The sequence below is a fragment of the Pseudomonas bharatica CSV86 genome (assembly GCF_000319305.2).
In the GTDB taxonomy this organism is placed as follows: Bacteria; Pseudomonadota; Gammaproteobacteria; order Pseudomonadales; family Pseudomonadaceae; genus Aquipseudomonas; species Aquipseudomonas bharatica.
This window is the reverse complement of the sequence record NZ_AMWJ02000002.1, coordinates 1,653,721-1,671,502: the sequence shown is the minus strand read 5'-3', so window position 1 is coordinate 1,671,502 and position 17,782 is coordinate 1,653,721. Positions and strand designations below refer to the sequence as shown.

Below are 17,782 nucleotides of genomic sequence, written 5' to 3'. Positions count from 1 at the left end.
GTTCGGGTAACCTTGGCGGTTCCGATTATCCGTTACCGAGGGTGAGGCCGCTGCCTGTGCCCGCCGTGAGCCTGCCCTGACAGAACACGGCGCTCCACCCCGATACCCGGTTTTTGTCCAGCCCTGTCCCGTGGACGGGGCTTTTCCAACGATTCGAGCGAGGTCCGCATTTTGGCTCAATACGTTTACACCATGCACCGGCTGAGCAAGGTTGTTCCGCCCAAGCGTGAAATTCTCAAGAACATCTCCCTGTCGTTCTTCCCTGGCGCCAAGATCGGCGTCCTGGGCCTGAACGGCTCGGGCAAATCCACCTTGCTGAAGATCATGGCCGGCGTCGATACCGAGTTCGACGGCGAAGCCCGCCCGATGCCGGAGCTGAACGTCGGCTACCTGCCGCAGGAGCCGCAGCTGGATCCCTCCAAGACCGTGCGCGAAGTGGTCGAGGAAGCGGTCAGCGTGATCAAGGACGCCCAGGCCCGCCTGGACGAGGTCTACGCGGCCTACGCCGAGCCGGATGCCGATTTCGACAAGCTGGCCGCCGAACAGGCCAAGCTGGAAGCCATCCTGCAGGCCAGCGACGGCCACAACCTGGAGCGCCAGCTGGAAGTCGCCGCCGACGCCCTGCGCCTGCCGGCCTGGGAGGCCAAGGTCGAGCACCTGTCGGGTGGTGAGAAGCGCCGCGTCGCCCTGTGCCGCCTGCTGCTGTCCGCGCCGGACATGCTGCTCCTCGACGAACCGACCAACCACCTGGACGCCGACTCCGTCGCCTGGCTGGAACACTTCCTCCACGATTTCCCGGGCACCGTGGTAGCGATCACCCACGACCGTTACTTCCTGGACAACGTCGCGGGCTGGATCCTCGAACTCGACCGCGGCGCCGGTATTCCTTACGAGGGCAACTACTCCGGCTGGCTGGAAGCCAAGTCCGAGCGTCTGGCCCAGGAATCCAAGCAGCAGTCGGCCCATGAAAAGGCCATGAAGGAAGAGCTGGAGTGGGTGCGCAAAGGCGCCAAGGCTCGCCAGTCCAAGTCCAAGGCCCGCCTGGCACGCTTCGAGGAAATGCAGTCGCAGGAATTCCAGAAGCGCAGCGAAACCAACGAGATCTACATCCCGGCCGGTCCGCGCCTGGGCGACAAGGTCATCGAATTCAAGAACGTGACCAAGGGCTACGGCGACCGCGTACTGATCGACAACCTGTCGTTCGTCATGCCAAAAGGCGCGATCGTCGGCGTTATCGGCGGTAACGGCGCGGGTAAATCGACCCTGTTCCGCATGCTGATGGGCAAGGAGCAACCGGACTCCGGCAGCATCGAGATCGGCGAAACCGTGCAACTGGCCTGCGTCGACCAGAGCCGCGAGGACCTGGACGGCAACAAGACCGTGTTCCAGCAGATCTCCGACGGTTCCGACCAGATCCGTATCGGCAACTACGAGATTCCGTCGCGCACCTACGTCGGTCGCTTCAACTTCAAGGGCGGCGACCAGCAGAAGTTCGTCAAGGACCTGTCCGGTGGTGAGCGTGGCCGTCTGCACCTGGCCCTGACCCTGAAAGAGGGCGCCAACGTCCTGCTGCTCGACGAACCGTCCAACGACCTTGACGTGGAAACCCTGCGTTCGCTGGAGGAAGCCCTGCTGGACTTCCCAGGCGCCGCCATCGTGATTTCCCACGATCGCTGGTTCCTGGACCGTGTCGCGACCCACATCCTGGCTTACGAGGATGATTCGCAGGCGGTGTTCTTCGAGGGTAACTACACCGAGTACGAAGCCGATCGCAAGAAGCGCCTGGGCGAGGCTGCTGCCCAGCCGCACCGGGTACGGCACAAGAAGCTGGCCTGATAAGGCTGGTCGATTGATGCACAGGAATGGGGCCCTAATCGGCCCCATTTTTGTGCCTGGATTTCAGGCCGATGGTGGCCCATCGCTGGCAAGCCAGCTCCCACAGGGGCTGCGTGCACCGTACTTGTGGGAGCTGGCTTGCCAGCGATGAGGCCCTTAGGTTCTGTATACATTTACAGAAATGCACCAAAAAAATTCATAAAAACGACATTTCGCCCTGTTCCAGTGCGATTGCTTCTTGGTAAAGTCCCGAAAAAACCAAAAAGTCCAACTCCCTCGGTGAGATGTCTACTCATGACTGAATCTGTCGATCACTTCCTCGCACGGCTGAAACAACGCGACCCTGCCCAACCCGAATTCCACCAGGCTGTCGAAGAAGTCCTGCGCAGCCTCTGGCCGTTCCTCGAAGCCAACCCGCACTACCTCGAAGCCGGCATCCTCGAGCGCATGGTCGAGCCCGAGCGCGCCATTCTGTTCCGGGTGTCGTGGGTCGATGATGCAGGCAAGGTCCAGGTCAACCGGGGTTATCGCATCCAGATGAGCAGCGCCATCGGCCCGTACAAGGGCGGGCTGCGCTTCCACCCGTCGGTGAACATCGGCGTGCTGAAGTTCCTGGCGTTCGAGCAAGTGTTCAAGAACTCCCTCACCTCCCTGCCCATGGGCGGCGGCAAGGGTGGTTCGGACTTCGATCCGAAGGGCAAGAGCGACGCGGAAGTCATGCGTTTCTGCCAGGCCTTCATGAGCGAGCTGTATCGCCACATCGGCGCCGACCTTGACGTTCCGGCCGGTGACATCGGTGTCGGCGCGCGCGAGATCGGCTTCATGTTCGGCCAGTACAAGCGCTTGGCCAACCAGTTCACATCGGTACTGACCGGCAAGGGCATGACCTACGGCGGTAGCCTGATCCGTCCAGAGGCCACCGGCTACGGCTGCGTGTACTTCGCCGAGGAAATGCTCAAGCGCGAGGACAAGCGCATCGATGGCCGTCGCGTGGCCATCTCGGGCTCTGGCAACGTTGCCCAGTACGCGGCGCGCAAGGTCATGGACCTGGGCGGCAAGGTGATCTCGCTGTCGGACTCCGAAGGCACCCTGTTCGCCGAGGCCGGCCTCACCGACGCCCAGTGGGATGCGCTGATGGAGCTCAAGAACGTCAAGCGCGGCCGCCTGAGCGAACTGGCCGGCCAGCTCGGCCTGGAGTTCCGCGCCGGCCAGCGCCCCTGGAACCTGCCGTGCGACATCGCCCTGCCATGTGCGACCCAGAACGAGCTGGACCTGGACGATGCCCGCGCCTTGCTGGCCAACGGCTGCATCTGCGTGGCCGAAGGCGCCAACATGCCGACCACCCTGGAAGCGGTCGACCTGTTCATCGAAGCGGGAATCCTGTTCGCCCCGGGCAAGGCGTCCAACGCCGGTGGCGTTGCGGTCAGCGGCCTGGAAATGTCGCAGAACGCCATGCGCCTGCTGTGGACCGCCGGTGAAGTGGACAGCAAGCTGCACAACATCATACAATCGATCCACCACGCCTGCGTTCACTATGGTGAGGAAAACGGCCGCATCAACTACGTCAAGGGCGCCAACATCGCCGGCTTCGTGAAAGTCGCCGATGCCATGCTGGCCCAGGGCGTGGTCTAGGTTTCAGGCTCAGGCTCGATGGTGACGACTTCGATCAACTGATCGCCCGCCGGTCGCCGCCACACCACCTCGTCACCGGGCGCCGCTCCGAGCAGCGCCCGGCCCAGCGGGGAACCCCAGTTGACCAGGCCGGCAGCGATGTCGGCCTGGTCTTCCCCCACCAGTTGCACCCTGTGCTCGCGATCCTGCTCATCGACGTAGGTCACGCGGCTGCCGATCTGTACCTTTTCCCTTGAAGTCGCCGTGGGCACCACCTGGGCGCTCTGTTGCCGTGCGCTGAAGTAGCGCAGGTCGCGCTCGGTATCGGCCAGGCGTTGCTTGTCGCCCCGTTCGCCCTGGGCCAGCAGTTCGCTGCGCAGGCGATTGAGCTGCGCGACGCGCTCCTGCAGAAGCGCCAGGCCGCGGGCGGTCACGTAGTTGGGCTGCTCGCTGATGCTGCGCTCGACCGGCTGGCTGGCCTGGTTGGCAGCCTGGTCTTCGTTGACGAATGCTCGGCTCATGAAGGTCTCCTTTGCCAGAAGACCATGCTGACAGGCCCGGGGTTGCAGTGGATGTCCGATTACGACCTGTTCAGCGCCGATAGGCCCTGGCGGCGTCGCGGTCCTTTTCCTGCTGCCAGCGTTCCTCGCGTTCGTCCCAATGGCGGTCGTAGTAGCGTTGCTGGCCCTGGTTCTGGCGCATCGCCTGGCATTGGCGGAAGCCGTCGTCCCAGCCGGTTTCGTACTGGCACTCGTGCAGGTAGCGTGGCACGTTCTTGCGGAACGCCCCCGCCATCACCCCGGCGGCCTGCTGGCCGCTGCCGCAGCCGTCCTGGAAACCGTCGGCGTAGGCAGGCGGATACCCCTGGTCAAGCAACTGCTGGTGGGTCGACTGGCAACCGGCCAACAGCAACAACACAACAAAACAGTACCGCCGCATCGCAACACTCTCCGCATGATGGGGAAAGTCTAGGTGGGGGAATGTCAGTGTGGTGTCAAAAGGCCGTGAAACTCTCGCTGACCGGAAGGGCCTAATCGCTGGCAAGCCAGCTCCCACAGTGTCCCTGTGGGAGCTGGCTTGCCAGCGATTAGGCCCCGGAGAGCGACATCAAACTCAGTAGTTGTACCACTTCAATTCCAGCATCACCTCGTTCTGCGCCGTCGCCAGCTGGCTGAACTCGCGCTTGGCGCTCAACCTCAACCCGAGGCTGTCACTCAACTCCCATTGCTGGTTAAGGCTGAGGCTGCGCCGCACCTCGCCATTGGTGAAGTAATCGCCCTTGGCCTCGACGCTCAGGTTGCCCAGCCCGTTGCGCCACAGCACACCGGTGTTGAACCCGGCCGCCGGGGCGATGAACTGGGCGAAGTCGTTGTGATGCTCGACGCGCACCGTGCCGAGGGCAAAGCCGAGCATGTCGTCACCGAGTTTCCAGGTGCCGCCCGCGCCGCCATTGACGTGGCTGACCAGCACCTCGTCGTCATGCTTGCCCGGTACCCGTTCCAGCCCGCCGGAAACCTGCCACGACCAGGGCTTCAACAGGTCGTTGCGCGGCGTCAGCGAGCGAATGGTCGCCAGGTCCAGGCGCTGCACCTGCCAGTCATTGCCTTCGTACTGGCGCAGCTTGAGCTGGAGGATCTCGATCTGCGCACCAAGGGGGAACCCGTAGGCATTGTCATTGAGGTCGTGATAGGCCATGCGCAGGCCGTACTCGGCGAATGCACGATCTTCCCGGGTGCCGACCCCGAGTTGCCAGGTGCGCGATTCATGACCGTCTTCGGGCAGGCCCGGGCGCTCGATCTCCAGCGGCGGCGGTGGATTGCGATTGATTGCCCGCAGCAGTTCGAAGCTGCGCCTGGCCTGGTCCGCATCGCGCTCCTGGCCAGTGGCGCGGTAGCGTTCCAGGCGGTAGGCAGCATCCTGCACCAAGGCCTGGCGGGGCTTGGGCAGGGCAGTGAATTCGGGGCTTTGCAGCTTGCCGGTATCGGCGGCCACCGCCAGCACCTGTTGCTGTTCGGCCTTGTCCAGTGGCTCGGCACGGGCCAGCAGTTCGCGTTCCCGCGATGGCCGGTAGTCCACGCGTTCCACCAGGCCGGCCTTCTTCACCGCCTTCACGGTATCGGTGGGAATCGCCGTGAGCGGGAAGTGCGAGGTCAGGTCCAGGCTCGGGCGGGCGACCTGAAGCAGTTCCAGCAGGCGGTAGGAGCAGTTCTCGTCGAAGAAGAAATAGTCGAAGCGGATCTGCTTGAGTTCCCAGATATGCTCGACCATGCGCCCGGTTTCCTCGGGCGTGAGGTTCAGCCGGTACTCCCACAGGTCGCGGTTTTCCAGGCTGCGGTACTCGGAAAGCTTTTCCTGGTAGGGAACGAAGGCGAACAGGCCGGGATAACCGCCCATCAGGCCCTTCCAGGCGTAAAGAATGCTGTTGTCGTTGCCTTCGATATAGGCCCCGAAGTTGACCGCATAACTGAGCAGGGCGGTCTCGTTGCTTTGCACGTCGGCCTGGTCGATGCGCAGCAGGGTGTGGCCGAACATGGACGACGGGCTGTTCAGGTAGGCGGCGGGGAAGATCAGCACGGCGCTGTGGGGCGACACGTCCTCGAACCAGCGTTTGTACTCGGCGCAATCAGGGCTGGGCAAATCGCTCAGTTGCAATTGTTCGCGCAGCCAGCGGGTCCGTGCCGGGTACACGCACTGGGCATGCTGGTCGCCCTTGCTGGCCGGGGCGTAGAGTGCCTCGAGCGTGGCGGCGAGCTCGCGATCCGGGTGATGGGCACCGTCCTGGGCGAGGAAGAAGCGGTCGTCATCGACGTAGCTGCGCCAGCCGCCCAGCTTGCCCGTTTCATAGTGCCCCAGGGCGATCCAGTAAGGATCGGCGGCCAGGGCCTGCAGGCGCGATTCGTCCATGGAAGGTGCCGCGTGCAACGGTGCACAGGCACAGAGCGCCAGATAGGCGAGGCGTTTGAGCATGTCGGGCGACTACTTCTCGAATGAAGCCGATGGGAAACACAACCCGCCTCGTCGCCGAGGCGGGGTGACGCAAGGTCAGGCTCAGGCCGGGGTAGCGTACTTGGCCAGGCGAGCATCCGACTTGAGGACGGCGAGGGTGTTGTTGTGAACGTCTTCGGCGGTGATGTCCGCGGTCTTGAAGATGTCCTGGAAGTGCTGGTGGGTGACGGCGGCGAAGTGCGCGCGGTCTTCAGGTGCCACACCGAGAACCACGGCGTAGGTGGTCAGGGCTTCGCCCTGGCCCTTGGCCATGTCTTCGGAGAGCTCGTTCATCATGCCGTTCATGGCGAACCAGGATTTGCCACCGTAGGTCAGCGCGGCGTTGGTCGAGCAACCGTTGGTGCCCGAGGTCATGCCGAAGGTGGCGTTGCCCGAGGTGCCGTTGGTGGTGGAAGCGAGGAAGTGAGCGGGAGTGCCGCGTTGGCCTTCGAACAGCATGTTGCCCCAGCCGCAGTCCGGGCCGCCTGGCGCCTGGGCCATGGCGTTGATCGAAACCGCGGTGAACAGAGTACCCAGAAGAATCCGTTTCATAGCTTTGTTCTCTTTCTGATTTGCAAACCAAAGGTCAGGGTTTCCGGCGTGCCTTGCAACGGCTGCCGGATCGGGTCCGGTTATCTACCCGGCCGCGCAGTGTAGAGTTTAGGCACGATCCTGAGGTTCCGTAGTTAATTGCGAAATATTGCGTTCACATAGGCGGTGCGTCACGTTTTGGCCCCCTGTAGGCAATTGCGCCAAGAGCCTTGCAACCCGGGCGCGGGCAGCGCCAGAATGCCGGCATCTGCCCCGCCGAAGTAAGGAAGCCCGATGCCCGATCCTGTCGCTGCGAGCCTGCGTCTTGCGCCCGAAGCCCTGACCCGGCCGTTTTCCGCTGAACAGTTCGCTTTTTCCACAACCAATGATCTGGAGCCATTTCGCGGTGTGCTGGGCCAGGAACGCGCGGTAGAGGCGCTGCAGTTCGGTGTCGCCATGCCCCGCCCCGGATACAACGTTTTCGTCATGGGCGAACCGGGGACCGGTCGCTTTTCGTTCGTCAAACGCTACCTCAAGGCCGAAGGCAAGCGCCTGCAGACGCCTTCCGACTGGGTCTATGTGAACAATTTCGACGAGCCGCGCGAACCGCGCGCCGTCGAGCTGGCGCCCGGTAGTGCGAACACCTTCATCGCCGATATCGGCGCTTTGATCGACAACCTGGTGGTCACCTTCCCGGCAGTCTTCGAACACCCGTCCTACCAGCAGAAGAAGAGCGCCATCGACCGCGCCTTCAACCAGCGCTACGACCGCGCCCTCGATATCATCGAACGTGCCTCGCTGGAGAAGGACGTGGCGCTGTATCGCGACAGCAGCAACGTCGCCTTCACCCCGATGAGCGACGGCAAGGCACTGGACGAGGCGGAGTTCGCCCAGTTGCCGGAAGCCGAGCGCGAGCGCTTCCACAACGACATCGCCGAGCTCGAGGAGCGGCTCAACGAAGAGCTGGCCAGCCTGCCGCAATGGAAGCGCGAGTCGAACAACCAGTTGCGCCAGCTCAACGAAGAAACCATCACCCTGGCCCTGCAGCCGCTGCTCGGCCCGTTGTCGGAAAAGTACTCGGAAAATGCCGAGGTCTGCGCTTACCTGCAGGCCATGCAGGTGCACCTGCTGCGTACGGTGGTCGAACAGCTGGTGGATGACAGCAAGGTCGATGCCGTGGCGCGCAAGATGCTCGAAGAGCAGTTGTCGCCGAGCCTGGTGGTCGGTCATTCGGTCAATGGCGGGGCACCGGTGGTGTTCGAGCCGCATCCGACCTACGACAATCTGTTCGGTCGCATCGAATACAGCACCGACCAAGGCGCGCTGTACACCAACTATCGGCAGTTGCGCCCGGGTGCGCTGCACCGCGCCAATGGCGGTTTCCTGATTCTCGAAGCGGAGAAGATGCTCGGCGAACCGTTCGTGTGGGACGCGCTCAAGCGTGCCCTGCAGTCGCGCAAGCTGAAGATGGAGTCGCCCCTGGGCGAACTGGGGCGCATCGCCACCGTGACCCTGACCCCGCAGATGATCCCGTTGCAGGTCAAGGTCATCATCATCGGCGCGCGCCAGCTCTACTACGCGCTGCAGGACCATGATCCGGACTTCCAGGAGATGTTCCGCGTGCTGGTGGATTTCGATGAGGAAATCCCGATGCACGACGAAAGCCTGGAGCAGTTCGCCCAGTTGCTGAAGACCCGCACCAGCGAGGAAGGCATGGCGCCGCTGACTGCCGACGCGGTGGCGCGCCTGGCGACCTACAGCGCGCGCCTGGCGGAAAACCAGAAGCGTCTGTCGGCGCGCATCGGCGATCTGTTCCAGTTGGTCAGCGAGGCGGATTTCATCCGTCACCTGGCCAACGACGAGATGACCGACGTCGGTCATATCGAGCGCGCGCTCAAGGCCAAGGCCACCCGGACCGGTCGGGTCTCGGCGCGGATTCTCGACGACATGCTCGCCGGGATCATCCTGATCGACACCGAGGGTGCCGCCGTCGGCAAGTGCAACGGCCTGACAGTGCTGGAAGTGGGCGATTCGGCCTTCGGTGTGCCGGCGCGGATTTCCGCCACGGTGTACCCGGGGGCAGCGGGATCGTCGATATCGAGCGCGAGGTCAACCTTGGCCAGCCGATTCACTCCAAGGGCGTGATGATCCTCACCGGCTACCTTGGCAGCCGCTACGCCCAGGAGTTCCCGCTGGCGATTTCCGCGAGCATTGCCCTGGAGCAGTCCTACGGTTATGTCGATGGCGACAGCGCGTCCCTGGGCGAGGCCTGCACGCTGATCTCGGCCCTGTCGAAGACTCCGCTCAAGCAATGCTTCGCCATCACCGGCTCGATCAACCAGTTCGGTGAAGTGCAGGCGGTGGGCGGGGTCAACGAGAAGATCGAGGGCTTCTTCCGCCTGTGCGAGGCCCGTGGCCTGACCGGGGAGCAGGGGGCGATCATCCCGAAAGCCAACGTCTCCACCCTGATGCTCGACGAGCGGGTGCTCCAGGCTGTGCGCGCCGGGCAGTTCCATGTCTATGCGGTGAGCCAGGCCGACGAAGCCCTGAGCCTGCTGGTGGGCGAGCCTGCCGGCGAGCCGGATGCCGACGGCCAGTTCCCTGAGGGCAGCGTCAATGCCCGGGTGGTAGAGCGTCTGCGGGTGATCGCCGAGATGATCAGCGAGGAGGAGTTCAAGGAGGCGGAAAAAGAGCAGGCCGAACAGGCACTTGCCGAAGTGAAGCCGGCCTGACGGGCCGGGCGCGGGCGTCGCGGTGGCATGACCATTCGGCGCCCGTTCCCCGTGAGGCGCTTGTACTGGCCGGTTTTCTTCTATCCTTCAGAGCATGGATAGTCGTCGGTACAGGATGGAAACAGCCTTGTCGAAGGCTGAACGAGGTTCTACCGAGGGTCTTCGCCATGCCGCGCAGCCTCAGCCTTACCCGCCAATGCCTGGGTCTGGTGACCCGCATCGAATGCAGCATCCGTCCGCTGGCCGGCGACAACGGCATGTGGACCCTTCTCTTCGCCGCCGGCATGGCAGGCGAACAACCTTCCGCGATCAAGGCCCAGGGACCATTCCATGGGCCCTTCGTGGCCGAGTCGGTACTCAACGCCATCGTCGACAGCCTGACCCTGCACGGCTACCAGCTGGCCGATGACCCGCAGATCTGGAGCGTGCACCTGCAAGCCCAACTGCGTCGGGTCAATGGCCACGTCCATCACTGAGGGAGCCTGCGGCAGCGCGTCGCGGGCTTTTTCCTTCACGTCCGGCTGATATACTCCCGGCCGATTTTCCCCCGCCTTCAGGTGACTAGCTCAATGGAACGCTTTATCGAAAATGCGATGTACGCCTCGCGCTGGCTGCTCGCACCGATCTACTTTGGATTGTCGCTGGGCTTGCTGGCGCTGGCGCTCAAGTTCTTCCAGGAAATCTTCCACGTTCTGCCGAACGTCTTCTCCCTGGCCGAATCCGACCTGATCCTGGTGCTGCTGTCGCTGATCGACATGGCCCTGGTCGGTGGCCTGCTGGTGATGGTGATGATTTCCGGCTACGAGAACTTCGTTTCGCAACTGGACATCGACGAGGACAAGGAAAAGCTCAACTGGCTGGGCAAGATGGACTCCTCGTCGTTGAAAATGAAGGTAGCGGCGTCGATCGTGGCGATTTCCTCGATCCACTTGCTGCGGGTGTTCATGGATGCGCAGAACATCTCGTCGAACTACCTGATGTGGTACGTGATCATCCACATGACCTTCGTGGTGTCGGCCTTTGCCATGGGTTACCTGGACAAGGTCACCAAGCACTGAGCAAGGCGTCGCCTGCGTCACCGACCGCCCGTCCGTTGCAAAACGGACGGGCGGTTGCGTTTCGCTCTTGTGCTTTGCAATGGGCTGTACAAAAAATGAGCGGTCAACGTCGCGAGGTGCGCCCATGAACCTGCACGAACTGAACACCCAGGCCCGAGCGGGCCGTATCGACGAGCTCAACCTGATCGCCATCGAAGGCGGCGACTATTTGCTGGAAGCGCGTTCCCATGGCCATGCCCACGCCCTTACCGACGCCCGTGGCACGCGTCTGAAAGTGCATTCGGTGGAGCAGGCGCACCTGCTGCTCGAGGGGTTGCCACAGATGCCGATGCACCTGGTGCACTGGTCGGTACAGGACGAAATGTGCGGGATGGCCAGCGTTGTCGAGGAAGACCTTAAAGTGCCGTTGTCCAGCCGTAGTGCCCGATAGCTGATTCGCTTCGCCGCAGTGTGCTAGGCTGCGAGCCCTTTTCATAAAGGGCGCGGTTGTCGTGCGCCCTGCTGCGGAGCAAGCCAATGTCCGAAATCAATCTGTCCACCGACGAAACCCGCGTCAGCTACGGCATCGGCCGTCAGCTGGGTGGCCAACTGCGTGACAACCCGCCACCGGGTGTGAGCCTGGAAGCCATCCTGGCCGGTCTGACCGACGCTTTCAACGGTGCGGCCAGCCGCGTCAGCGAAGAAGACCTGTCGGCCAGCTTCAAGGTCATTCGTGAAGTCATGCAGGCCCAGCAGGCTGCCAAGGCCGAAGCCGCTGCAGCGGCCGGCAAGGAATTCCTGGCCCAGAACGCCAAGCGCGAAGGCATCACCAGCCTGGCTTCCGGCCTGCAGTACGAAGTACTGACCGCAGGCGAAGGCGCCAAGCCGACTCGCGAAGACAGCGTGCGCACCCACTACCACGGCACCCTGATCGACGGCACCGTGTTCGACAGCTCCTACGACCGTGGCCAGCCGGCCGAATTCCCGGTTGGCGGCGTGATCGCCGGCTGGACCGAAGCCCTGCAACTGATGAACGCCGGCAGCAAATGGCGCCTGTACGTACCGAGCGAGCTGGCCTACGGCGCCCAAGGCGTCGGTAGCATCCCGCCGCACAGCGTGCTGGTGTTCGACGTCGAGTTGCTGGACGTTCTGTAAGGCTTCTGGCCTCATCGCCGGCAACGCCGGCTCCCACAGGGTTTGCACACCGCGAAACCTGTTGGAGCCGGCGTTGCCGGCGATGAGGCCCTAAAGACCAGCAAAGAAATGGGCTAGAACCCCGCATGCGGGGTGTTCGGGCGCAAGGCCCGGGCATAGCAGAACAGGAACAGGTTCCTCACCAGCTCCTTGAGCACGATCGGCTCACTCGAATTCAATCCGTTCAGATCCAGGTCGCCCTGTTCACGCAGTTCGTCCAGTGCCGCTTCTTCGAGCACGGCACAGACTTCGCCGGTTTCACGGTGGAGGATGCGCAGGTAAGGGTGGGGACGGTCCAGCCAGGCGTCGATCAGATAAGTCATGGCTATTCTCCTTGAAAAACTTTCAGTGAGAATAATTCTTATTATCGAAATAGCAAGTGGCAATTGGGAATAGTTTGCATTTTCTGCCGAAGTGCGCGCCCGTATGGCAGCGCGCACCTGGAATGAGGTGGGGTTCAGACCTTGCGGACGAACTCGGACTTCAGCTTCATCGGACCGATGCCGTCGATCTTGCAGTCGATATCGTGGTCGCCATCGCACAGGCGGATGTTCTTGACCTTGGTGCCGACCTTGACCACCAGGGAGGTGCCCTTGACCTTGAGGTCCTTGATCACGGTGATGGTGTCGCCGTCCTGCAGGACGTTGCCCACCGCGTCCTTCTTCACTACGTCATCGTTGGCCGCCTCGGCGTTGCCGCCGGCCGACCACTCGTGGGCGCACTCGGGGCAGATCAGCTGGGTGCCGTCTTCATAGGTGTATTCGGAGTTGCATTTGGGGCAGGGTGGCAAGGTGCTCACTAAGTTTCCTCGGGTCATGCGTGCAGAAAGCCCACATTGTATAGGGTTTTGCCCGGCAGAGGAAAAGCAGGCCCGTCGAGCGACGGGCCGGAGGGGGGGTCAGTGGGTGCGGGCTACGGCGAATTCGCTGAGCTCGACCAGCGCATCGCGGTATTCGCTGGCCGGCAGCACTTCGAGGCAGGCGATGGCGCGGGCCACGTAGTCGCGGGCCAGTTTTGCCGTGTAGTCCAGCGAACCCGAGGCTTCCACGGCTTCGCGGATGCGCTCCAGGTCCTCGATCCCGCCTTTCTGGATCGCCTGGCGAACCAGTGCGGCCTGTTCAGGGGTGCCTTCGCGCATGGTGTAGATCAGCGGCAGGGTCGGCTTGCCTTCGGCGAGGTCGTCGCCGACGTTCTTGCCCAGGGTCTGCGCGTCGCCCTTGTAGTCGAGCAGGTCGTCGACCAGCTGGAAGGCCACGCCCAGGTGGTCGCCGAAGGTGCGCAGGGCCTCGCGCTGTTCTTCGCTGGCATTGGCCAGGGCGGCGGCGCTGTGGGTCGAGGCTTCGAACAGCATCGCGGTCTTGCCGCGGATCACGTCCATGTAGATTTCTTCGGTGGTGCTGGCATCGCGCACCCGCGACAGTTGCAGCACCTCACCCTCGGCGATGACCCGGGTGGCCTTCGACAGGATCTGCATGACCGGCATCGAGCCGAGCTCGACCATCATTTCGAACGAGCGCGAATAAAGGAAGTCGCCCACCAGCACGCTCGGCGCGTTGCCCCACAGGGCGTTGGCGGTGGAGCGGCCACGGCGCATGCCGGACATGTCGACCACGTCGTCGTGCAGCAGGGTGGCGGTGTGGAGAAATTCGATGGTGGCGGCGAGCAGGCGCAGGTCGTCGCCTTCACGGCCCAGGGCCTTGCCGCAGAGCAGTACCAGCAGCGGACGCAGGCGCTTGCCGCCGGCCGAGGTAATGTAGTCGCCGATTTTCGATACCAGCGGAACGCGCGAAGTCAGCTGTTTCTTGATGATCTCGTCAACGGCGCTGAAATCGTCCGCTACCGCGCGGTAGAAAGCTTGGGGTTGCATCGGCCACAGGTGCTCCATATAGGTTGCGCGGCATGCTAGGTTGCGGGTCCCGGCCTGTCAAGGCGCCCGGCCCGGCGGCCCCGGGCGCCACTTGCAAGGCCCGGCGGGCTTGCGTACAATCGCGCACCCTACTTCCTGGGCAGCACCTGCCTTACGCAATTGCACCGGGCCGTTCCAGCCTCGTGCAGCCATGCCAGCCAATACTCTTCCTATAAAGCGCTGGGTGAGCAGGATTATCGGAGAAATACCATGTCTTACGCAGTAATTGTTACCGGTGGCAAGCAGTACAAAGTCGCCGAAGGTGAATACCTGAAGATCGAGAAACTGGAAGTCGCTACCGGCGAATCCGTTACTTTCGACCGCGTTCTGCTGGTTGCCAATGGCGACGACGTGAACATCGGCGCTCCAGTCGTTGCTGGTGCAAAGGTTGTTGCTGAAGTGATCTCCCAAGGTCGTCACGACAAAGTGCGCATCATCAAGTTCCGCCGCCGTAAGCACCACATGAAGCGTATGGGCCACCGCCAGTGGTTCACCGAGATCAAAATCACCGGTATTCAGGCTTAATTCCAGCCTAATCCCCCTTCAGGAGAATTGAACTCATGGCACACAAAAAAGCTGGTGGTAGTACCCGTAACGGTCGCGACTCAGAAGCCAAACGCCTTGGCGTGAAGATGTATGGCGGCCAGGCTATCGTTCCAGGCAACATCATCGTCCGTCAGCGCGGCACCCAGTTCCACGCTGGCTACGGCGTTGGCATGGGCAAGGATCACACCTTGTTCGCCAAGATCGCTGGCAAGATCAAGTTCGAAGTAAAAGGCGCCTTCGGTCGTCGTTACGTGAGCGTTGTCGCCGAGTAATCGTGCGAACGCTGGGAAAGCCCTGTCTTGCGACGGGGCTTTTTCGTTTATGGAGTGAGTCTCTTGCAAAGCTGTCCGCATGGGCTGCCGGCGCTGTATTCGCTTGACGGGTTAGCCGCGCTCATTTTTGCAAGAGCCTTACGTATCTGGTCATTCAGCTCGTCGGTCTGACGAGAGGCGGTTTTTATGAAGTTTGTTGACGAAGTATCGATCCGGGTCAAGGCCGGTGATGGCGGGAACGGTTGCATGAGCTTCCGCCGCGAAAAGTTCATCGAGAACGGCGGCCCCAACGGCGGTGACGGTGGTGACGGCGGTTCGGTGTTCATGGTTGCCGACGAGAACCTCAACACCCTGGTCGACTATCGCTACACCCGTCACTTCGAGGCCCAGCGTGGCTCCAACGGCGGCAGCACCGACTGCACCGGCAAGAAAGGCGATGACCTGATCCTGCGCGTTCCGGTGGGTACCACCGTGATCGACGCCAGCACCCAGGAAATCATCGGCGACCTGGTCAAGCCAGGCCAGAAGCTGATGGTGGTGCAGGGCGGCTGGCACGGCCTGGGCAACACCCGTTTCAAATCCAGTACCAACCGTGCGCCACGCCAGACCACCCCGGGCAAGCCGGGCGAGCAGCGTGACCTCAAGCTGGAGATGAAGGTCCTGGCCGATGTTGGCCTGCTGGGCCTGCCGAACGCCGGCAAGAGCACTTTCATCCGTGCCGTCTCGGCCGCCAAGCCGAAGGTCGCCGACTACCCGTTCACCACCCTGGTGCCGAACCTGGGCGTGGTCAGCGTCGATCGCTGGAAGAGCTTCGTCATCGCCGACATCCCCGGCCTGATCGAAGGTGCTTCCGACGGTGCCGGCCTGGGCATCCGCTTCCTCAAGCACCTGGCGCGTACCCGCGTGCTGCTGCACCTGGTGGACCTTGCGCCGCTGGACGAAAGCAGCCCGGCCGATGCCGCCGAAGTCATCGTCAACGAGTTGGAGCGCTTCAGCCCGTCGCTGTGCGAGCGCGAGCGCTGGCTGGTGCTGAACAAGGCGGACATGATCCCGGAAGACGAGCGTGAAGCACGGGTCAAGGAAGTGGTCGATCGCCTGCAATGGGAAGGCCCGGTCTACCTGATCTCGGCCATCTCGCGCCAGGGTACCGAGCAGATCAGCCACGACCTGATGCGCTACCTGGAAGACCGCGCCGACCGCCTGGCCGCCGACCCGGCCTACGCCGCCGAGCTGGCCGACCTCGACCAGCGCATCGAAGACGAGGCCCGCGCCCAGCTGCAGGCCCTGGACGATGCACGCACCCTGCGCCGTACCGGCGTCAAGAGCGTCGACGATGTCAGCGACGACGATGACTTCTGGGGCGACGAGGACGACGAAGACGGCCCGGAAATCATTTACGTGCGCGACTGATCCGTTGCAGTACACTGAACGCCGCTTTTTCAAGCGGCGTTTTGTTATCTACAGAATCCACACAGATCGATAGGTTGGAAGAAGATGCGGAGCAAGGTGACAGGTGCCCAGCGCTGGGTCGTGAAGATTGGCAGTGCCCTGCTGACGGCGGATGGCAAGGGCCTGGATCGCGCGGCGATGGGTGTCTGGGTTGAACAGATGGTGGCCCTGCGCGAAGCGGGCGTCGAGTTGGTGCTGGTCTCCTCGGGAGCCGTGGCTGCCGGCATGAGCCGTCTGGGCTGGACCAAGCGACCGAGCGCGATGAACGAGCTGCAGGCCGCCGCCTCCATCGGCCAGATGGGCCTGGTGCAGGCCTGGGAGTCGAGCTTCGCCGAGCACGGCAAGCACACCGCGCAGATTCTCCTGACCCACGACGACCTGTCCGATCGCAAGCGTTACCTCAACGCCCGCAGCACCCTGCGCACCCTGGTGGAGCTGGGCGTGGTGCCGGTGATCAACGAAAACGACACGGTGGTCACCGACGAGATCCGCTTCGGCGACAACGACACCCTGGCGGCGCTGGTGGCCAACCTGGTCGAGGCCGACCTGCTGGTGATCCTCACCGACCGCGACGGCATGTTCGACGCCGACCCGCGCAATAACCCCGAGGCCCAGCTGATCTACGAAGCCCGCGCCGACGATCCGGCCCTGGACGCCGTGGCCGGCGGGACCGGCGGCGCCCTTGGTCGCGGCGGCATGCAGACCAAGCTGCGCGCCGCGCGCCTGGCGGCCCGGTCCGGCGCCCATACCATCATCATCGGCGGGCGTATCGAACGCGTGCTGGATCGTCTCAAGGCCGGCGAGCGTATCGGCACCCTGCTGTCGCCGGAGCGCGGCATGCTGGCCGCGCGCAAGCAATGGCTGGCCGGCCATCTGCAGACCCGTGGCACCCTGGTGCTGGATGCCGGTGCCGTGCAGGCTCTGCGCCAGGCCAACAAGAGCCTGCTGCCGGTGGGCGTGAAGACCGTGCAGGGCAGCTTCCGCCGCGGCGAAATGGTGGTGTGCGTCGGGCCGGACGGCGCCGAGGTGGCTCGCGGCCTGGCCAACTACAGTGCCCTGGAAGCACAGAAAATCATCGGCCAACCGTCGGACGCCATCGAAGGCCTGCTGGGCTACAGTGCCGAGCCGGAGCTGGTGCACCGCGACAACCTGATCCTGGTCTGAGGAGTGAATTGCGTGTTCAAGGGACTGTTTGCCGCCGCCGTGCTGGCGTTGCCGCTGCTGGCATCGGCTGAAGAGATTGGCCAGGTATCCACGGTGTTCAAGTTCGTCGGGCCGAATGACCGGATCGTGGTCGAGGCGTTCGACGATCCCAAGGTGGAAGGCGTGACCTGCTACCTGTCGCGAGCCAAGACCGGTGGCCTGAAAGGTGGCCTGGGGTTGGCCGAGGACCGCGCCGAGGCTTCCATCGCCTGCCGCCAGGTCGGGCCGATCCAGTTCAAGGGCGAGCTCAAGGATGGCGAGGAAGTGTTCAAGGAACGCACCTCGCTGGTGTTCAAGACCATGCAGGTGGTGCGCTTCCTCGACAAGAAGCGCAACACCCTGGTGTACCTGGTGTACAGCGACCGGTTGATCGAGGGCAGCCCGCAGAATGCGGTGACGGCGATTCCGATCCTGCCCTGGGCCAAGTAAATCTCCAGTGTTCTCTCGGGCCTCATCGCTGGCAAGCCAGCTCCCACAGGT

The 17,782-nt window shown here is 63.2% G+C and carries 18 protein-coding genes and 1 pseudogene; 12 read left to right on the top strand and 7 right to left on the bottom strand.

What is annotated here, in order from left to right; translation table 11 throughout:
• The first annotated feature begins 171 nt into the window (after window positions 1-171).
• Entirely contained in the window at window positions 172-1,836 is a 1,665-nt protein-coding gene (gene ettA / locus CSV86_RS21580; RefSeq protein ID WP_009398974.1) for an energy-dependent translational throttle protein EttA, read from the top strand.
• Window positions 1,837-2,130: 294 nt separating this feature from the next.
• Window positions 2,131-3,468, top strand: a complete 1,338-nt coding sequence (gene gdhA / locus CSV86_RS21575; RefSeq protein ID WP_009398976.1) for an NADP-specific glutamate dehydrogenase — start codon at window positions 2,131-2,133, stop codon at window positions 3,466-3,468.
• Here the strand turns inward: gdhA and CSV86_RS21570 are convergent.
• The 4 genes from CSV86_RS21570 to CSV86_RS21555 all read right to left on the bottom strand — a co-directional run bounded on the left by CSV86_RS21570 (window position 3,465) and on the right by CSV86_RS21555 (window position 6,984).
• Window positions 3,465-3,968 (bottom strand): GreA/GreB family elongation factor, encoded by a 504-nt coding sequence (locus CSV86_RS21570; protein ID WP_009398978.1) that lies wholly within the window; start codon window positions 3,966-3,968, stop codon window positions 3,465-3,467. The genes gdhA and CSV86_RS21570 overlap by 4 nt on opposite strands.
• 70 nt (window positions 3,969-4,038) lie before the next feature.
• Window positions 4,039-4,386: a lipoprotein gene (locus tag CSV86_RS21565; RefSeq protein ID WP_009398979.1), complete on the bottom strand. Its 348-nt coding sequence runs from the start codon at window positions 4,384-4,386 to the stop codon at window positions 4,039-4,041.
• Window positions 4,387-4,560: 174 nt separating this feature from the next.
• Window positions 4,561-6,414, bottom strand: coding sequence for an Lnb N-terminal periplasmic domain-containing protein (locus CSV86_RS21560; RefSeq protein WP_009398980.1), 1,854 nt, complete (start codon window positions 6,412-6,414; stop codon window positions 4,561-4,563).
• 81 nt (window positions 6,415-6,495) lie between these two features.
• Window positions 6,496-6,984 carry a DUF3015 domain-containing protein gene (locus tag CSV86_RS21555; RefSeq protein WP_009398981.1) on the bottom strand — a complete coding sequence of 163 codons (489 nt, stop codon included), beginning with the start codon at window positions 6,982-6,984 and terminating at the stop codon, window positions 6,496-6,498.
• A 273-nt stretch (window positions 6,985-7,257) separates the two neighbouring features.
• Between CSV86_RS21555 and CSV86_RS21550 the strand changes: the two are divergent.
• From CSV86_RS21550 to bamJ, 5 genes and pseudogenes are all read left to right on the top strand, one after another.
• Window positions 7,258-9,695, top strand: a pseudogene (locus CSV86_RS21550) (Lon protease family protein).
• 167 nt (window positions 9,696-9,862) lie between these two features.
• Complete coding sequence (locus CSV86_RS21545) at window positions 9,863-10,171, top strand: PA4575 family protein (protein ID WP_009398983.1); 309 nt, start codon at window positions 9,863-9,865, stop codon at window positions 10,169-10,171.
• 93 nt (window positions 10,172-10,264) lie between these two features.
• Window positions 10,265-10,753: a TIGR00645 family protein gene (locus CSV86_RS21540; protein ID WP_009398984.1), complete on the top strand. Its 489-nt coding sequence runs from the start codon at window positions 10,265-10,267 to the stop codon at window positions 10,751-10,753.
• A 124-nt stretch (window positions 10,754-10,877) separates the two neighbouring features.
• On the top strand, window positions 10,878-11,183 hold the full coding sequence (locus tag CSV86_RS21535) for a DUF6482 family protein (RefSeq protein ID WP_009398985.1): 306 nt from the start codon (window positions 10,878-10,880) through the stop codon (window positions 11,181-11,183).
• Between the two features lie 86 nt (window positions 11,184-11,269).
• Complete coding sequence (bamJ, locus tag CSV86_RS21530) at window positions 11,270-11,887, top strand: BamJ family beta-barrel-assembly machinery protein (RefSeq protein WP_009398986.1); 618 nt, start codon at window positions 11,270-11,272, stop codon at window positions 11,885-11,887.
• A 113-nt stretch (window positions 11,888-12,000) separates the two neighbouring features.
• Here bamJ and CSV86_RS21525 read toward each other — a convergent pair whose 3' ends face one another.
• From CSV86_RS21525 to CSV86_RS21515, 3 genes are all read right to left on the bottom strand, one after another.
• Window positions 12,001-12,249, bottom strand: a complete 249-nt coding sequence (locus CSV86_RS21525; protein WP_009398987.1) for a PA4570 family protein — start codon at window positions 12,247-12,249, stop codon at window positions 12,001-12,003.
• A gap of 134 nt (window positions 12,250-12,383) precedes the next feature.
• The gene (locus tag CSV86_RS21520) at window positions 12,384-12,725 is read right to left on the bottom strand and encodes a zinc ribbon domain-containing protein YjdM (RefSeq protein WP_009398988.1); all 342 of its coding nucleotides are present in this window, start codon (window positions 12,723-12,725) and stop codon (window positions 12,384-12,386) included.
• Between the two features lie 99 nt (window positions 12,726-12,824).
• Window positions 12,825-13,793: a polyprenyl synthetase family protein gene (locus CSV86_RS21515; protein ID WP_009398989.1), complete on the bottom strand. Its 969-nt coding sequence runs from the start codon at window positions 13,791-13,793 to the stop codon at window positions 12,825-12,827.
• A gap of 249 nt (window positions 13,794-14,042) precedes the next feature.
• On the opposite strand from CSV86_RS21515, the gene rplU reads away from it, so the two are divergent.
• The 5 genes from rplU (at window position 14,043) to CSV86_RS21490 (ending at window position 17,731) form a co-directional block, all read left to right on the top strand.
• The gene (gene rplU / locus CSV86_RS21510; RefSeq protein WP_009398990.1) at window positions 14,043-14,357 is read left to right on the top strand and encodes a 50S ribosomal protein L21; all 315 of its coding nucleotides are present in this window, start codon (window positions 14,043-14,045) and stop codon (window positions 14,355-14,357) included.
• A gap of 35 nt (window positions 14,358-14,392) precedes the next feature.
• Window positions 14,393-14,650 (top strand): 50S ribosomal protein L27, encoded by a 258-nt coding sequence (gene rpmA / locus CSV86_RS21505; protein WP_009398991.1) that lies wholly within the window; start codon window positions 14,393-14,395, stop codon window positions 14,648-14,650.
• A 186-nt stretch (window positions 14,651-14,836) separates the two neighbouring features.
• Window positions 14,837-16,060 (top strand): Obg family GTPase CgtA, encoded by a 1,224-nt coding sequence (gene cgtA / locus CSV86_RS21500; protein ID WP_009398992.1) that lies wholly within the window; start codon window positions 14,837-14,839, stop codon window positions 16,058-16,060.
• An 84-nt stretch (window positions 16,061-16,144) separates the two neighbouring features.
• Window positions 16,145-17,263 (top strand): glutamate 5-kinase, encoded by a 1,119-nt coding sequence (gene proB, locus CSV86_RS21495; protein WP_009398993.1) that lies wholly within the window; start codon window positions 16,145-16,147, stop codon window positions 17,261-17,263.
• 12 nt (window positions 17,264-17,275) lie between these two features.
• On the top strand, window positions 17,276-17,731 hold the full coding sequence (locus CSV86_RS21490; protein ID WP_009398994.1) for a CreA family protein: 456 nt from the start codon (window positions 17,276-17,278) through the stop codon (window positions 17,729-17,731).
• Window positions 17,732-17,782: the final 51 nt, after the last annotated feature.

Coding starts and splice junctions, on each gene's coding strand:
- gdhA (WP_009398976.1), top strand. CDS start 2,131: ATGACTGAATCTGTCGATCACTTCCTCGCACGGCTGAAACAACGCGAC.
- CSV86_RS21570 (WP_009398978.1), bottom strand. CDS start 3,968: ATGAGCCGAGCATTCGTCAACGAAGACCAGGCTGCCAACCAGGCCAGC.
- CSV86_RS21565 (WP_009398979.1), bottom strand. CDS start 4,386: ATGCGGCGGTACTGTTTTGTTGTGTTGTTGCTGTTGGCCGGTTGCCAG.
- CSV86_RS21560 (WP_009398980.1), bottom strand. CDS start 6,414: ATGCTCAAACGCCTCGCCTATCTGGCGCTCTGTGCCTGTGCACCGTTG.
- CSV86_RS21555 (WP_009398981.1), bottom strand. CDS start 6,984: ATGAAACGGATTCTTCTGGGTACTCTGTTCACCGCGGTTTCGATCAAC.
- CSV86_RS21545 (WP_009398983.1), top strand. CDS start 9,863: ATGCCGCGCAGCCTCAGCCTTACCCGCCAATGCCTGGGTCTGGTGACC.
- CSV86_RS21540 (WP_009398984.1), top strand. CDS start 10,265: ATGGAACGCTTTATCGAAAATGCGATGTACGCCTCGCGCTGGCTGCTC.
- CSV86_RS21535 (WP_009398985.1), top strand. CDS start 10,878: ATGAACCTGCACGAACTGAACACCCAGGCCCGAGCGGGCCGTATCGAC.
- bamJ (WP_009398986.1), top strand. CDS start 11,270: ATGTCCGAAATCAATCTGTCCACCGACGAAACCCGCGTCAGCTACGGC.
- CSV86_RS21525 (WP_009398987.1), bottom strand. CDS start 12,249: ATGACTTATCTGATCGACGCCTGGCTGGACCGTCCCCACCCTTACCTG.
- CSV86_RS21515 (WP_009398989.1), bottom strand. CDS start 13,793: ATGCAACCCCAAGCTTTCTACCGCGCGGTAGCGGACGATTTCAGCGCC.
- rplU (WP_009398990.1), top strand. CDS start 14,043: ATGTCTTACGCAGTAATTGTTACCGGTGGCAAGCAGTACAAAGTCGCC.
- rpmA (WP_009398991.1), top strand. CDS start 14,393: ATGGCACACAAAAAAGCTGGTGGTAGTACCCGTAACGGTCGCGACTCA.
- cgtA (WP_009398992.1), top strand. CDS start 14,837: ATGAAGTTTGTTGACGAAGTATCGATCCGGGTCAAGGCCGGTGATGGC.
- proB (WP_009398993.1), top strand. CDS start 16,145: ATGCGGAGCAAGGTGACAGGTGCCCAGCGCTGGGTCGTGAAGATTGGC.